This is a genomic window from Sphingobium agri (assembly GCF_023051225.1).
In the GTDB taxonomy this organism is placed as follows: Bacteria; Pseudomonadota; Alphaproteobacteria; order Sphingomonadales; family Sphingomonadaceae; genus Sphingobium; species Sphingobium agri.
This window is the reverse complement of record NZ_JALKHS010000004.1, coordinates 290,521-305,463: the sequence shown is the minus strand read 5'-3', so window position 1 is coordinate 305,463 and position 14,943 is coordinate 290,521. Positions and strand designations below refer to the sequence as shown.

Sequence of the window (14,943 nt, the reverse complement as noted above, 5' to 3'; positions counted from 1 at the left end):
GCCCGGTAGCTCGTCAGGCTCATAACCTGAAGGTCGCAGGTTCAAATCCTGCTCCCGCAACCAACAGCATAAACCCGATACGACGCCCCACAGGGCCGCGTTCGCGTTTAGGGCGAAGGCCGCTAAATCCCTCCCGCTGGACACGATCTCCGCCTCCAGACCACAAGCGCCGTCGGGATAGCTGGTCACGCTCTAGACCTGCGGGGTCAACACGGCGGTGCCTTCCGCTCGAATAGACGCATCACTCAGAGTGTCTCGCAGCGCGCCCACCCTTGCGTTAAATCCTCCAAGAGGTTGCAGCTTCCGCCCGAATGGCCTCACCAGTATGGGTATCGAGCAGGGCTTCGACCTTTCACTGACTTCTGGACCAACATCGGATGCTGCAGGATCTCGGCGATCGGCTTCTCCGAAGCCGATCAAGCCAGCCGGACTGGAAAAGCCGCTTTCTCCATCTCCGACTCCGATAGCAATTCATGAGCGTCAGGTTGAAGGGAGTCCGCTAAAGAGATTGGGAGACACATCCACCAACTCTCCGTCACCAGAAGACGATCCTTCGCAATCTATCCCGATTAATGTCTGCCCCTGATCTATGTGACCTCACGGTTGCACGTCCCCGCGAACAGGCGGGCATGATCCTCAATGAAAAGATGATGCAGCACTTCAGTGCGGTTGGCCGTGAAACAGTTACGGACGCAGAGGAGCCTGTTCCGGCGCCGACCTCCATTTCCAAGTAATTCCCGCTTAAGGTCCGCATCATGCATCATCATGCTGCGGCCAGTCGGGAGTTCGGGGGTAGACGGAGGCATGCGAGCTAAGGCAAGTGCTCGTTTGCCACATCGGCTGAGCGCACATCTTGGCCATCTGACGGCGCTGTCGCCTTGCTGTAACGATTTAAAGGAACCCTCTCGCCATGACCATTACCCGCATCGATACAGGTCCGCGCATGAGCGAGGCTGTCGTTCATGGCGACACTATTTACCTGGCTGGCCAGATCGGCGCGCCTGGGGAAAGCGTTGGCTTGCAGACGCAAGCTGCGCTTGCCGCGATTGATGCTTTGCTGAAACAGACTGGAAGCGACAAGAACCATCTGTTGACGGCGCAGATATGGCTCGCGGATATCAATGACTTCGAGGAAATGAACCAAGCATGGGACACATGGATCGCCGGCTTTCCGGCTCCAGCCCGTGCGACCGGAGAGGTAAAGCTGTACCATCCGGACTATAAGGTAGAAATCATCATCACCGCGGCCAAGGCGGGATAGCCGTCCATTTAGCAGATGACCAACTATGTGGATAAGAATGTAGCGGACCGCAGAATGGCATCGTGCAAATAAAAGGCGGGACATCTGCCGAGGAGCTCGCGGTGCATGCGATTGCCCGCATCACATAATATCTGAGGGTGTTCCGCAGTTCGGGTGGTTGTGGCACGTAGCTAGGCTATCGACAGCCCCGGACGCTATTCATCACTCCGGTGAGTGAGAAATGCGCTGACTAGCAGGGACTTGTTCAAAATCGCTGCGGAACAGGGATAAAGCGCGGGAATCGCTGAGGGTGACGTCGGCGATGGATACGCCGCTCTACAAGTCTTCGCGGTCGATCACCGCATCCTGAAGTTTCTTGCTCTCATCGCCTCCTGCCGAGGACCTTTCTTACGGCCGGACTGATTAGGACGTGCAATAGAAACCCCATTAGAGCTGCTACTACGGCCCAGGGAACGGAAAGCCCGAAGCATTCATCCAATGCTTCTTCACCGCACCATCAGATGCTGCCCAAGGTAACTGACTGCCCGATTGCAATCCGAGATTGCCGCCGATCATTCAGATGCGTGGACCCGCCTTGCCTTCACAAACGGAACTCTCCACAAAATGCTCGTTCGAAGCGTAGTGGGGGAATTGTTGTGGCCTTTACCGATGCCCAAGTGCCGGATCAAAGCGGACGCACCTTTCTGGTTACCGGAGCCAATACCGGGATTGGGTTCGAAGCGGCCAAAGCCTTGGCATCGAAAGGGGCGCGCGTTCTACTCGCATGCCGTGATGCGCGACGGGGTTCGGAAGCGCTTGCGCAAATCAAGGCGGCAAAGCCGGACGCCGAACTGGAGCTGATCCTGTTGGATCAGGCTGATCTGGCAAGCGTTCGGGCTGCGGCCGAAAGAGTGGTGGCCGAACCCCGGTTGGATGTTCTCGTCAACAATGCAGGGGTGATGATTCCGCCACTCTCGCGCACGGCTCAGGGGTTTGAGCTTCAATTCGGCGTCAATCATCTTGGCACTTTTGCCCTAACCGTCCTGCTGCTGCCGAAGCTACGTGAGACTGCGGGCGCGCGTGTCGTGGTTACCTCAAGCATTGCGCATCGCCGCGGCCAGATACTGTGGGATGATTGGAACGCTGATAACACATACAATGCCACGCAATATTATGGGCAAAGCAAATTGGCCAACCTGCTGTTCGTCCAGGAACTGGACCGGCGGTTGCGCGCTGCGCAGGCGCCCGTGAGCGCGATCGGTTGCCACCCCGGTGTGTCCCTAACCGAGCTGATGCGGCACCTTCCGCCTTGGACCAAGCCCGTGCTTCCGGTCGTGCGGCCGCTCTTCAACCCCGTGGCCGCGGCAGCCTGGCCAACGCTTCAAGCGGCCACAGATCCCCATGCCGAAGGTGGCGACTATTTCGGCCCGCAAGGGCTGTGGGAGATGCGGGGCGTGTCGGGGCCCGCAGGGATCGAGCAGCGGGCGGCCAATGCTGAAGACGCGCGACGGCTTTGGGACCTTTCGATCGAACTGACGGGCATAGACCCGGGATTGCCGCCGGGCTGACCAACCTGACGGTGGCGCGGCCTCAGCCGACCGCGATCATCGAGATTTGTCGCCCATAGCTTGCTTCGTCCCGATGGCAGGACCGGCGATAGCTATAGAAGCGGTCGGGCTGGCTATAGGTATCCTCGTCCAACATCTCGACCCTTCCAACTCCCGCGATAGCGAGGCGGGCCGCCACATAGGCCGCGATGTCGAACTGGCAATGGCCTTCGCGCCCTGTTGAAAAGAAGCGACTGTTTTCCGCGTCCTGCTCTTCGAAATGGCGGGCGAAGTCGCTGGTAACTTCATAGGAAGTACGGCCGATGCACGGCCCGATCGCAGCACTGATCTGGTCGCGCCGGGCGCCCAGCTTTTCCATCGAAGCGAGCGTGTTGTCCGTGACACCCGCGATCGCCCCCTTCCAGCCAGCGTGCGCTGCTCCGACGACACCTGCTTTCCTGTCGGCGAGCAACACCGGAACGCAGTCTGCGGTCAAAATCCCCAATATCAGCCCGGGACGGTCCGTCACCATCGCATCGGCAGCCGGACGTTCGGCTTCGTCGATCGGGCCGGTCACCGTCACTACGTCCGCCGAATGGACCTGCCGCACCGTGACCAATGCCGCGCCGGGTAGCAGGGCATCCCTTGCCAAGTCCCGATTGTGAAGGACTGCCTGGCGTTCATCCGCCGAACCAAGGCCGACATTCAACCCCGCGTGAACCCCGGTCGACACACCGCCACGCCGTCCCGCAAAGCCGTGCGGCACATCCGACAGGCTGGCAGCGCGCAGCAGTTCGATCATCAATGACTCCTTTGGACAAATGTGCCGAGGCCGCGCAACATACTTGCGCGCGCCACATTAGGCGATAGTCTTCACCCAACGACATAAGCGATCGGTCCAAAGGCCGTTCGGGGACAAAATATAGCTGAGGGTTCCACGCATGATTTTCGGGCGCATCAAGCCATTGGACGCCATATTGGCGACAGCGGAAAAAAAGTCCCTGGTCCGGACGTTGGGACCAATACAGCTAACGCTTCTGGGTGTCGGGGCCATCATTGGCACCGGCATTTTCGTTTTGACTGCCGCCGCCGCGCAAAAGGCGGGACCGGGAATGATGTGGAGCTTCGTCATTGCGGGGGCCGTCTGTGCCTTTGCAGCGCTCTGCTATTCGGAAATCGCGTCCATGGTGCCGGTATCGGGGTCGGCCTACACCTACACCTACGCGGTGGTCGGTGAATTGCTCGCCTGGATGGTGGGCTGGGCCTTGATCCTCGAATACGCCGTTGCAGCGAGCGCGGTTTCCGTGGGTTGGTCCGGCTATTTCATGGGCCTCATGAAAAGCGTGACGGGGTTGGAGTTACCGCAGGCGCTGTCTGCGGGCCCCGCCTGGAGCATGAACGGGTTCATTCCGCATGCCGATTTTTCGCATGGGGTCATCAATATCCCGGCGATCGTCGTCGCGCTGGCGGTGACGGCCCTGCTGGTGATCGGCACCACCGAAAGCGCGCGCGTCAATGCGGTTCTGGTCGCGATCAAGGTCGCCGCGCTTACCGCCTTCATCGCGCTGACGCTGCCCGCTCTTGACACGGGAAACTTCTCGCCCTTCGCACCTAATGGCTGGTTCGGACCCGAAGGGACGAGCGGGATGGGCATCGTCGGGGCGGCGGCGTCCATCTTCTTTGCCTATGTGGGCTTCGACGCCGTGTCGACGGCTGCGGAAGAAACCAAAAATCCGCAGCGCAACGTTCCGATCGGTCTGATCGGCAGCCTTGCGCTCTGCACCATCTTCTATCTGCTCGTTGCTGCAGGCGCGATCGGCGCCATCGGTGCCCAGCCGGTGCTGGGACTGGATGGATCAGTCGTCGCCCCGGGTTCGGCCGGCTTCGCCCAAGCCTGCGCTACGGCTGCGCATGCGGGCGATCTGGTCTGCTCCAATGAGGCGCTGGCGCATGTGCTGCGGTCCATCAACTGGACGGTAGTCGGCAACGCGCTGGGGCTGGCTGCCAATTTGGCGCTTCCCTCTGTCATCTTGATGATGATGTTCGGCCAGACGCGCATCTTCTTCGTGATGGCTCGCGACGGTTTGTTACCGGAAAAGCTCGCCAGCATTCATCCGCGCTTCAAGACGCCGCACATCGTCACGATCGTGACCGGCATTTTCGTCGCCATTGGCGCGGCGCTTCTGCCGGTGGGCCAGTTGGCGGACATTTCCAATTCGGGCACGCTGTTCGCCTTCTTCATGGTGTCGATCGCCGTCCTGGTACTGCGGGTGCGCGATCCTCATCGTCACCGTCCTTTCCGGACTCCGGTCGTTTGGTTTATCGCGCCCATGGCGTCCGTCGGCTGCCTCTTCCTCTTCTTCAACCTGCCGGTAGATGCCCAGCTGGTGCTGCCGGTGTGGGGCGGAGTCGGGCTGCTGCTCTATTTCCTCTACGGCTATCGCAAGAGCCATGTGGCGCGCGGCCTGGTGGAGACGCACGAGCAGGATGCCGATGTCCCGCCGCAGCCAGTGCCACCATTGCCCGGTGCTCCAACTCCGGGCGGGCGGGAGGCCTAAGGGTATTCCACGAGGCGGCGGTCCCATCCGCCGCCTCTTTTTCAATGAACGGTGTCGAATTCCACTTCGCGAAGCGCATCATGGCGCGGGCGCGTGAAAAGCTTCCCCCGCTCGGCAAAGGCGACGATCAGCAGCGCCGCGACACCGAAGATCAGCATGCCTAAAGTCAGCGGCAGTGTCGTACCGTCGAAGGCGCGGCCAACGATGCTGCCCAAGGCGCTGGACAGCGCTGTTGTCAAAAAAGCCTGAAAGGAAGAGGCTGCGCCCGCTCCCTTGGCGAATGGCTCCATCGAAATTGCGCCGAAGTTGGAAGCGGTAAAGGCGACCGCCATCATCGTGGCCGACTGAAAGACCATGAAGCTGATCATATTTTCATGGCCGGACGCGATCACGCCTAGGTGAATAGCGCTCGTCACGATCATGGAAATCACCGCGCCCTGGCTCAACCGCCGCGCGCCAAATCGCGACACGAGCCGGCTGTTCAGCAGACTGCCGACCCCCATGCTTCCAGCCATCACCGCGAAGGCGATGGGGAAAAATGACCTGGCGTCGAAAATGTCGAAGAATATCTGCTGCACCGACAGGATGAAGCCGATCAGCCCGCTCATCACCACGCCGCTCGCCAGCATATATCCCGCAGCACTGCGGTTGGTGAGGACGGAGCCAATAGTGCGAAAGATCGTCGATGGGCTCATGCGCAGCCTGTTTTCCGGCGCCAGCGTCTCGGGCATGCGGACGACCATCCAGATCAGGATGAGCGCGGCCTGGATAGCGAGGATCCAGAAAATCCACCGCCATGGCGCGAACCAGAGAATTGCCTGCCCAAAGCTCGGCGCTACCACGGGTATCAACATGAACACCGCCAGGATCAGCGACATGACCTTCGCCATGGCATCGCCCTTGAACCGGTCCCGGATGATGCCGACCGCAATCACGCGGCTTGCGCCTGCAAAGAAGCCGGCTGCAGCGCGGCCGATCAGCAGCAGGGAAAAGCTTTGCGCGGCGGCGCATGCGATGGTGGAGAGGACAAACAGCACCAGCGCGCCGCCCATCACCTTCTTGCGCCCAAACCGGTCGGACAGGATGCCGAACAGCAGCGATCCTGCGCCGAGCCCCAGAAAATAGATGCTGATGATGAGCTGCCGGTCATTGGCGTTGGCGACCCCAAGGTCGCTGCCGATCTCCGGCAGAGCAGGCAACATGGGGTCGGTCGACAGCGCATTCATTGCCATCAGACAGGCGCTCAGCACCACGAATTCGCGAAATCCGATATCCTTTTGCGATTGTCGAACGGCGACCGGAGAGGAAGGGTTGGTCATCGCGCGGCTATGAAGTCAATGACGCGGCGATGCCAGCGATAGATCGGGCAATCAGCCGCATTAACCTTGCTACTCCCCTGTTTCCGGCGGTTGCCGTTTCATCCCGCCAATCTGCGTTAACCATTTTTTATCCCCTGCCGGTGCACCGTGCCGCCTGTCGAAAACCATTATGTCGAAATCCACAGGGGGATTCGGTCATGGCCAATAGTCTGAAGAGTGCTCAGTTTCTGATGGAAAGCCGCCGCCCGGCCACAGGCTGGCAATCGGCTGAAGAATGTTTCGAGCTTGGTGTCGCCTATAGCTGTGGCACCGGCGGCATGCCCGTCGATCTGATCGAAGCGCATAAATGGTTCAATCTGGCGGCCTCGCGCGGCAGCGAGGAGGGGCAGGCGATGCGTGCCGAAATCGCCGAGGAAATGACCGCACGCGAAATCGCCGAAGCGCAGCGCCAGGCGCGGGCCTGGATCGCCGCCAGCCAACTCCGCGCCGCCTGATCCTTTAACCTTGCTTGCGGAACGGCGCTCGTTCGGCAAGCCAGATGCGGTCGTTCTGCACGCCCGCGCGCTCGGCGGTGAGGAAATCGGCGACCGCCCGGCGGAAAGATGCGTTCGGCAGGAAATGCGCCGAATAGGTGGGTTCAGGCCCATATCCCCGCGCCAGCTTATGGCCCCCTTGCGCGCCGGCTTCCACTCGCGCCAGCCCGCGCGCGATGGCAACGTCTATCGCCTGATAATAGCAGAGCTCGAAATGCAGGTTGGGCACGTCCTCAATGCACCCCCAGTAGCGGCCATATAGCGCGTCTTCGCCAATCAGGTTCAGCGCGCCCGCGATCGGCCTGTCATTGCGCATCGCCAGCATCAGCAGCACCCGATCGGCCATGCTTTCGCCCAGCATCGAAAAAAAGTCGCGCGTCAGATAGGGCCGCCCCCATTTGCGCGATCCGGTATCCTGGTAAAAGTGCCAGAAGGCGTCCCAATGCTCTTCGCCAATGTCGCCGCCGGTCAGATGAACGATCTCCAGCCCTTCGACCGCGCGAGCCCGTTCCTTGCGGATATTCTTCCTCTTCGCACTCGACAGGCTGGCGAGGAAATCGTCGAAATCGCCATAGCCGCGATTGATCCAGTGGAACTGACTATCTTCACGGATCAGCCAGCCTGCCGCTTCGAACAATGGAACCTGTGCCGTTTCGACAAAGGTCGCGTGGGCGGACGAGAGATCATTGCGTTCGACCAGTGTTTCTATGCCTGCGATCAGCGCCGGGGCGAGAGCCGGATCGCGGAGCAGCAAACGAGGGCCCGCCACTGGAGAGAAGGGCGCGGCAAGCTGGATCTTGGGATAATATTGTCCACCCGCCCGTTCCCACGCATCCGCCCAACCATGATCGAACACATATTCGCCTTGGCTGTGCGTCTTGCCATAGAGCGGCGCGGCCGCGGCAATCCGCCCGTCTGCACCATCGATCAGCATGGGCAGAGGCTGCCAGCCCGTTCCCGTGCCGACACTGCCCGACCGCTCGAGCGCGGCGAGAAAGTCCCAGCTCATGAAGGGGTTGGCGGTCCCGGCGCAGGCATCCCACTCTTCGCGCGGCAATTCCGCAACGCCGCCAGCCATCCGCACCACGCATTCAGTCACGCGGGACCTCGAAGATAATCTGGTCTGCATGCGCCGCCGCCACGACATGTTCTGACTTGGTGCGCACTGTCCAGCTCAACACGGGCAACCCGCGCTCGCGCGCCTCGGCAGCAAAACGGGAAGGAAGATCACGCACGTCACAGGCGATAAAGTCGGGTCTCGCCACCCAAAGTGCAAGGCCGCGCCGTGCCGCTCCCCGCCAGCCCGGCTGGCCCTGTTCCGTCACCACCAGTCCGCGCACGGCCTGCGGCATGTTGCGGGCGAACCAGCGCATCGCGATGGGGTTGAAGGACATGACGGCGGCCTGCAGGCCGGGGTGCTTCCCTAGATCGCGCGCCACTGCGGCGCAAAGGGGCGCGACATTGCGGCCCATCACCTTGAGTTCGATCAGCAGCGGAACGGCCTGCCCGCACGCTTGCAACAATGTGTTCAGCCGAGGAATGCCGCCGCCGTCTTTCAGCTTCAGCTGTCCGAGCTGAGCGGCGCTTCGCGCGGCAACGACCCCATCGACCCCCGTCACCCGGGATAGCGCCGCATCGTGGAAAACCATCGCGACGCCATCCCGGCTCAGCCGGACGTCACATTCGGCGCCATATCCCTGCGCGATGGCCGCGTTGAACGCGGCCATGCCGTTTTCACTGGCGCCCGCCCCATGCAGCCCGCGATGGGCGAAGGGGCGGGCTGTCAGGAAGGAAAGATCAGGCCGCAGGCCGGACAAGGACGACCGCGTCGATCTCTACAACCGCGCCGAGCGGCAGTACCGGCACGCCGACGGCGCTGCGGGCATGTTTGCCTGCCTCGCCGAACACCTCGACCATCAATTCGGACGCGCCGTTCGCCACCTTCGGCTGGTCGGTGAAGCCCGGGGCGCTGCTGATGAACGCGCCCAGCTTCACGATCCGCTCGACACGATCCAGGCTGCCGAGCGCGGCCTTCATCTGCGCGATGAGGTTAAGCCCGCAGGCCCGCGCAGCCTTGACGCCATAATCAAGCTCGCGATCCTCGCCGAGGCGGCCCGTCATCAATTGCCCTTCCGAAAGGGAAATCTGGCCGGAAATGTGGAGCAGGCCGTTTGCTTCGACAGCCGCGACATAGGCTGCGACCGGCGCGGCGGCTTCCGGCAGCGTGATACCGAGTTCGGCAAGGCGGGCTTCAACGCTCATTTTTAGACTCCATCTGGGATTGAAGATTGGAAGGCGCAGGCCCTTCGGCCAGCCGCTCATTGATCCACGTCTCGGCCGCTGCCCAGCCATCAATCCGGGCATGCGCGAAAGGCGCGGCATCGATATCCGCCGCGATTTCCGGTTCGCCGACCATATGCAACCGCCAGACGCCGGGTGCATGTTCCGCAACCGATTGATGATGTTCAGCGAGATCGTCGATGAAAAGGGCCGCCGAAGGCTGCCTGTCGGCGACGATCGCGGCCAGAGGAGCGCCCTTTGGTCCGTGATTCCAGTGGACCGGAAAATCCAGTCCATGGGAGGCCAGCTGCTCCACCCGCTGCTGATGATGCCGCTCGCCGATGTTGGTGAGGACGACGATGTCGGCGACGCGGGCCAGCCTGCCGATCGCTTCGACTGCCCCGGTGATCGGCATCTGGCGATGCATCTCGGTATCGAAGAATCCGACCAGCAGTTGCCAGACAAGCTCACGCTCCAGCGGGATGCCGCTGTCCTTGTGGCGCAGCGCATCCGCAAAGCCGCGTTCGCGCATGTCGAAATGAACGTCATGATGCTCGTCCAGCCACTCGCGAAACGGGACGACCATGTGCAGCAGCACTTCATCGCAGTCGGTGATGACCAGCGGGCGGCTCATCGGCCCAGCTCCCGCCGCGCGGCAATCAGCTTCTCGGCCGTCGTATCGATCGCGTCGGCGCAGGCGATCAGGTCCGGCTCATGATCAGCCAGAAAGTCCAGCACCGCTCGCAACACCATCTTGTCGTTGATCCCGGCCCGCAGCGTATCGGCATCGAGCCCCGTCAGCGCGAGCAGCCGATCCGCGCGCGGTTCATCGCCCAGCGTCCAGGCCAGCGCCATCAGGGCAAGCGTCGAGGCGTCTTCGTCATCGGCCGGGCCAAGTCGCTTGCTATCGGGGCTATCGGGACGCATGATTGATTCTCGGCAAGGGGCGGTTGTATCAGCGCGCTTTTCGAATGCGCATTCATTTAACGCGGGTGACTGGTGGCAAAGCGCGTGCTCGTTGTCGAGGACAACGAACTCAATCTCAAACTTTTTTGCGACCTGCTGCGCGCCCATGGTCATGAAGTGTTGCCGTTGCGTGACGGGCGCGATGTGGTGGTGCAGGCGCTGGAGTTTCGCCCGGACCTCGTCATCACCGATATCCATCTGCCTCATGTCAGTGGCCTCGACCTCATCGTCTCGCTGAAGCGCGATCCACGGCTTGCTGCCGTTCCGGTCATGGCGGTGACCGCCTATGCCGGGAAAGGGGATGAAGATCGGCTGAGGGCTGCAGGAGCGCAGGCTTATGTGTCCAAACCCATCTCCGTCTTGCGCTTCATCGAACAGGTGAACGCCCTGCTGTGACGTGCTGGCGCCGTCGTCATCTGATCGTAACGGAGATTTCACGCCCCTGACCCTGAAGTGAAGCGCCGGTTACATGCGCCTCTGCCAAGCCTCCGGCTCAAGGACGCGGCATCCCGCCGACAGTCCGATCTGGAACAGGGTAAAATCATGTCTCACCTCACCGACGAGGCGCGTGCGCCATTTCGCGATGCAGAACCCAGGATCGAAGCGGGCGACAATTGCCTGGAGGCGATCGTCGCCGCCAATCCCGGCCGCCGCTCGGTGTTGAAAAACGGCCTGCTCGGCCTTTCCATCCTGCCGATGATGGGCGCTTTGGCTGCCTGCGGAGATGATGACGATGATTCCGCGTCGCCGAGCCCCACGCCCAGCCCTACGCCGACTCCGGCCCCCGCGCCCAGCTACGCCATCGCCTTTGCACCGGTTGCCGCAAATCAGAATGACACCGTCACGGTGCCCAACGGCTACACCGTAGATGTCCTGCTGAAGGCTGGTGACTCGGTCGAAGCAGGCACGCCCTATTCGGGCAGCTTCCCGACCCCTGCCGACGCGGAAAAATGGGCGGGCGGCAACCATGACGGGATGGAATATTTCGAACTTTCGGGCGTCGACCCCAACGTCGGCGGGCTGCTCGCCATCAACCATGAACTGCCTGACTACAACATCCTCTTTTCCGGTAGCTATAATGCAGCGACGGCCAGCGCGGATCAGAAGGCCCTCGCCCTTTCCGGGGTCGGCATCTCCGTTGTCGAAGTCGCCAAGGGTTCGGATGGCAAATGGGCGGTAAAGGCGGGTTCGCGCTATAACAAGCGCTACACCGGCAACAGCAGCTACAAGGCGAGCGGCCGGGGGTCAGGCCTGCTGTCGGGCACGATCAAGGGCATGCTGAACAACTGCTCGTCGGGCCGCACCCCGTGGGGCACCTACCTGACCTGCGAGGAATCGACGGACAATTATCTCGACCCCACGCAACCGCAGAATAATTATGGCTGGGTTGTCGAGATCGATCCCTACCAGGAACTGGCCGCGCCGACAAAGCGCACCGGGCTTGGCCGGTTCGATCATGAAAATGTCGCGCACATGACGGACAGCAACCGTCGCGTCGCATTCTACATGGGCGACGACGGCACGCCCGGCTGCATCTACAAATTCGTGTGCGACCGCCCCTACAGCGCGACGAACCGCGCGGCCAACACCGACATGCTTGATCATGGCACCCTTTACGTCGCGCGCTTCAACGCGGACGGCACGGGTGAATGGCGGGCGCTGGAGCAGGGTCAGAACGGCCTGCTGCCCGGCGCGTCGGACCCCGGCAATGTCAGCCAGAGCACGACGCCGCCTGCGCCGGTCATCGTCAACTTCAACAGCCAGTCTGACGTGCTGATCAACACCAAGGCGGCGGCGCGCGTTGCTGGCGGCACCGTGATGGATCGTCCCGAATGGCTGACCGTCGCGCCTGACAACAGCGCGATCTATTGCACGCTGACCAACAATAGTGGCCGTCAGGTCACCGATGCGGCCAACCCGCGCACGCGCAACCTTCACGGCCACATCATCAAGTTCAAGGAAAAAGACAATTCGCCGCTGGCGATGACCTTCACCTGGGAAATCTTCCTGCTGGCGGGCGATCCCAAGCTCTCTTCGGGCGGTCAGCACCTGGTGGGCGACATCAAGGGCGATACCTTCTCCAGCCCCGATGGCATCCGCATCGATCCGCAAGGCCGCCTTTGGGTACAGACCGATCACAGCGTCCCTGGCAATTCCGGCGTCACCGGCACGACCATTGATCAGGCCTTCGGCCATAATGCGATGTTCTATGTCGATCAGACCAGCAAGCAGTCAAAGCGCTTCCTGGTTGGGCCTCTGGGATGCGAGATCACCGGCATCGCCTACACGCCGGACCTCAAGACCTTCTTCGTCAACATTCAGCATCCCACGGGCAATTGGCCGGTGGCGGGTCAGCAGCCCCGCTCCTCGACCATCGTCGTGACGCGCACGGATGGTCAGCCCGTCGGCAACTGATCAGCTTCGCCAAGAGAGGAGGGGGACACACGCCCCTCCTCTTTTCGGCTCGCGGCGTACCGAAACGCCCGCAGCGAACAAGGAAAGGCCCGCTCCCACAAGGGGCGGGCCTTTTCGTTCAGCCGTCAATCGACCGAGGCGGGCAAACCCGCCGTCAGATCACTTGATCTTGGCTTCCTTGAACTCGACATGCTTGCGCACGACAGGGTCATATTTACGGAAGCTCAGCTTCTCGGTCTTCGTGCGCGGATTCTTCTTCGTGACGTAGAAGAAGCCGGTGTCAGCCGAGCTGACGAGGCGAATCTTGACAGTTGCTGGCTTGGCCATGGCCCTGGTTCCTGGTCGTGAATATCGTGAAAAAGAGAAGCGGCCCCGTGAAGGGCCGCCCCGTTTCAGCAGCCGCCCATGAGGGAGATTCGGGATAATGTCAATACGCGCGTGGCAGCGGGGCAGGCTGCATGCTAGACTTTACGCGGCCTTAACCGGTTCCGGTGCATCTAGTCATCGGAGCAACAGGACAGGGGGAAAGCTTCCCATGCGACACGATCCGATGCTGGCCATTCTCGCCGACATGCTACGCCGCGTCGACGGCCTTGCGGGCCAGCGTGGTCAGGTTAGCCTGCCGAGCTTGCGTGACGAAGTCGACCAGATCCGCCATGTCGCCCGCGCCTACCATATCGACAGCGTCGAAGGCCTTGCCGACACGCTGCAATCGGCTTTGTCGCTGCAGGGTACGGGGCCAGTCATCTTGTCCTATCTCGATCTGATGCGCGACGCGATCGCCACGGAAATGGCTGATGCGCCGCAGTTGCCCATGCCTGTTCCGGCATCCCTAGCGGTGTCTGCACCGACGCTTTCCCTCTGATAGCCGCCGCTGCCCGTGGATGCATTGCTGACCGCGCTGCTCGGATGCTTCCTTGCTGAAATAGGTGACAAAAACCAACTGCTGGTGCTGGCCCTGGCGACCCGCTTTCGGCGTGACGGCGCGATCATCGCCGGGATCATGCTGGCCGCATCCGTCAACGCGGCCATAGCCGCCGTTGCGGGTGCCTTCCTCGCGCCGATGCTTAGCGCGGACGCGCGCCTGCTGTTTCTGGCGCTGGCCGTGCTTTTCCTGGGCGTGGGCCTGCTATGGCGGGTGAAAGCGCCGGACCCGCTTGCCGACTGGCCGACAGGCCCTTTCCTGACGGCCGCCCTGGGTCTCTTCATTCTCGGCTTTGGTGATGGTTCCCAATTCCTGATCGTGGGGCTGGCGACTCGCACCGCAGAGCCGGTCCTGGCAGCGGTCGGCGGAACGCTGGGCGTTATGGCCGCGCTTGTTCCCGTCGTGCTGCTGCGGGAACGGATGTTGCCTGCGGGGCCGATCAGAGCCATCCGCGTCAGCGTCGCCCTATTGATGCTGATCGTCGCCCTGACACTCGCCGTCCTGGCTTTGCAACTCGCCTGACCGACTGCCTCTGATCGATTGCTTGGATCAGTCTAAGCGATCATTTCCGCGGGTAATTCCCGTCTTGCCATGGCACCTTATCGCCATCAGATCATTATACCCGCGAAATCATTTCACCGAGCCAGGAGCAAGACATGACAGCCCCCGATCTCAAGACTCCCACCGACCTGCGCAGCAACGCCACCAAGTCCGTGGCCGAAGCGCTCAACGGCGTGCTCGCGGATAGCTATGCGCTCTATTTCAAGACCAAGAACTTCCACTGGCATGTCTCAGGCCCGCATTTTCGCGATTACCACCTGATGTTCGATGAGCAGGCGGCGCAGATCCTGGCCGTAACCGACGCCATTGCCGAACGCGTGCGCAAGACCGGGAATACGACGCTCCGCTCGATCGGCGACATTGCCCGCCGCCAGTCCCTCAAGGACAATGATGCGGAATATGTGAATCCCGCCGACATGCTGAATGAACTGCGGGAAGATAATCTGCGCCTCGTCGAATCGCTGCGTGCCGCGAAGGCCGCCGCCACCGAGGCGGGCGACAACGCGACGGAAGGCATTGTCGACGACTGGACCGATCAGGCGGAAGAACGCGCCTGGTTCCTGTTCGAGGCTGGCCGGAACGGCTGATCTATCATCTTG

17 protein-coding genes are annotated in these 14,943 nt (G+C 61.7%); 9 read left to right on the top strand and 8 right to left on the bottom strand.

Annotated features, from left to right (window positions below):
• Positions 1–910: 910 nt before the first annotated feature.
• Positions 911–1,261, top strand: a complete 351-nt coding sequence (locus MU848_RS02710) for a RidA family protein (protein ID WP_247230076.1) — start codon at positions 911–913, stop codon at positions 1,259–1,261.
• 635 nt (positions 1,262–1,896) lie between these two features.
• Complete coding sequence (locus MU848_RS02705; protein ID WP_247230074.1) at positions 1,897–2,808, top strand: oxidoreductase; 912 nt, start codon at positions 1,897–1,899, stop codon at positions 2,806–2,808.
• Positions 2,809–2,830: 22 nt separating this feature from the next.
• On the opposite strand, the gene pgeF is transcribed toward MU848_RS02705, so the two are convergent.
• Positions 2,831–3,589 (bottom strand): peptidoglycan editing factor PgeF, encoded by a 759-nt coding sequence (pgeF, locus tag MU848_RS02700; RefSeq protein ID WP_247230072.1) that lies wholly within the window; start codon positions 3,587–3,589, stop codon positions 2,831–2,833.
• A 139-nt stretch (positions 3,590–3,728) separates the two neighbouring features.
• Here pgeF and MU848_RS02695 point away from each other — a divergent pair, with 139 nt between their 5' ends.
• The gene (locus MU848_RS02695; protein ID WP_247230070.1) at positions 3,729–5,345 is read left to right on the top strand and encodes an amino acid permease; all 1,617 of its coding nucleotides are present in this window, start codon (positions 3,729–3,731) and stop codon (positions 5,343–5,345) included.
• A 41-nt stretch (positions 5,346–5,386) separates the two neighbouring features.
• Here the strand turns inward: MU848_RS02695 and MU848_RS02690 are convergent, their stop codons facing one another.
• The gene (locus tag MU848_RS02690) at positions 5,387–6,664 is read right to left on the bottom strand and encodes a multidrug effflux MFS transporter (RefSeq protein ID WP_247230068.1); all 1,278 of its coding nucleotides are present in this window, start codon (positions 6,662–6,664) and stop codon (positions 5,387–5,389) included.
• A gap of 197 nt (positions 6,665–6,861) precedes the next feature.
• Here MU848_RS02690 and MU848_RS02685 point away from each other — a divergent pair, with 197 nt between their 5' ends.
• Positions 6,862–7,158: an SEL1-like repeat protein gene (locus MU848_RS02685; protein WP_247230066.1), complete on the top strand. Its 297-nt coding sequence runs from the start codon at positions 6,862–6,864 to the stop codon at positions 7,156–7,158.
• 4 nt (positions 7,159–7,162) lie between these two features.
• On the opposite strand, the gene MU848_RS02680 is transcribed toward MU848_RS02685, so the two are convergent.
• From MU848_RS02680 to MU848_RS02660, 5 genes are all read right to left on the bottom strand, one after another.
• A complete protein-coding gene (locus MU848_RS02680; protein WP_247230064.1) occupies positions 7,163–8,296 on the bottom strand; it encodes a GNAT family N-acetyltransferase in 1,134 nt (377 codons plus the stop codon).
• Positions 8,289–8,924 (bottom strand): glycerophosphodiester phosphodiesterase family protein, encoded by a 636-nt coding sequence (locus tag MU848_RS02675; protein ID WP_247230099.1) that lies wholly within the window; start codon positions 8,922–8,924, stop codon positions 8,289–8,291. Before MU848_RS02675 ends, MU848_RS02680 begins: the two co-directional genes overlap by 8 nt.
• Positions 8,925–8,994: 70 nt before the next feature.
• Entirely contained in the window at positions 8,995–9,459 is a 465-nt protein-coding gene (locus MU848_RS02670) for a RidA family protein (RefSeq protein WP_247230062.1), read from the bottom strand.
• Positions 9,449–10,111 carry an HAD family hydrolase gene (locus MU848_RS02665; protein ID WP_247230060.1) on the bottom strand — a complete coding sequence of 221 codons (663 nt, stop codon included), beginning with the start codon at positions 10,109–10,111 and terminating at the stop codon, positions 9,449–9,451. Before MU848_RS02665 ends, MU848_RS02670 begins: the two co-directional genes overlap by 11 nt.
• Positions 10,108–10,404 carry a DUF3572 domain-containing protein gene (locus MU848_RS02660; protein ID WP_247230058.1) on the bottom strand — a complete coding sequence of 99 codons (297 nt, stop codon included), beginning with the start codon at positions 10,402–10,404 and terminating at the stop codon, positions 10,108–10,110. The genes MU848_RS02665 and MU848_RS02660 overlap by 4 nt, the downstream gene beginning before the upstream one ends.
• A 72-nt stretch (positions 10,405–10,476) precedes the next feature.
• Here MU848_RS02660 and MU848_RS02655 point away from each other — a divergent pair, with 72 nt between their 5' ends.
• Together MU848_RS02655 and MU848_RS02650 are read left to right on the top strand one after the other, a co-directional pair.
• On the top strand, positions 10,477–10,839 hold the full coding sequence (locus MU848_RS02655) for a response regulator (protein ID WP_176502242.1): 363 nt from the start codon (positions 10,477–10,479) through the stop codon (positions 10,837–10,839).
• Between the two features lie 147 nt (positions 10,840–10,986).
• Positions 10,987–12,858: a PhoX family protein gene (locus MU848_RS02650; protein ID WP_247230056.1), complete on the top strand. Its 1,872-nt coding sequence runs from the start codon at positions 10,987–10,989 to the stop codon at positions 12,856–12,858.
• 159 nt (positions 12,859–13,017) lie between these two features.
• Here the strand turns inward: MU848_RS02650 and rpmG are convergent, their stop codons facing one another.
• A complete protein-coding gene (gene rpmG, locus MU848_RS02645) occupies positions 13,018–13,185 on the bottom strand; it encodes a 50S ribosomal protein L33 (protein WP_007687342.1) in 168 nt (55 codons plus the stop codon).
• 208 nt (positions 13,186–13,393) lie between these two features.
• Between rpmG and MU848_RS02640 the strand changes: the two genes are divergently transcribed.
• The 3 genes from MU848_RS02640 (at position 13,394) to MU848_RS02630 (ending at position 14,931) form a co-directional block, all read left to right on the top strand.
• A complete protein-coding gene (locus MU848_RS02640) occupies positions 13,394–13,723 on the top strand; it encodes a hypothetical protein (RefSeq protein WP_097092601.1) in 330 nt (109 codons plus the stop codon).
• Positions 13,724–13,738: 15 nt separating this feature from the next.
• On the top strand, positions 13,739–14,305 hold the full coding sequence (locus tag MU848_RS02635; RefSeq protein WP_247230054.1) for a TMEM165/GDT1 family protein: 567 nt from the start codon (positions 13,739–13,741) through the stop codon (positions 14,303–14,305).
• A gap of 134 nt (positions 14,306–14,439) precedes the next feature.
• Positions 14,440–14,931 (top strand): Dps family protein, encoded by a 492-nt coding sequence (locus MU848_RS02630; protein WP_097092599.1) that lies wholly within the window; start codon positions 14,440–14,442, stop codon positions 14,929–14,931.
• Positions 14,932–14,943: the final 12 nt, after the last annotated feature.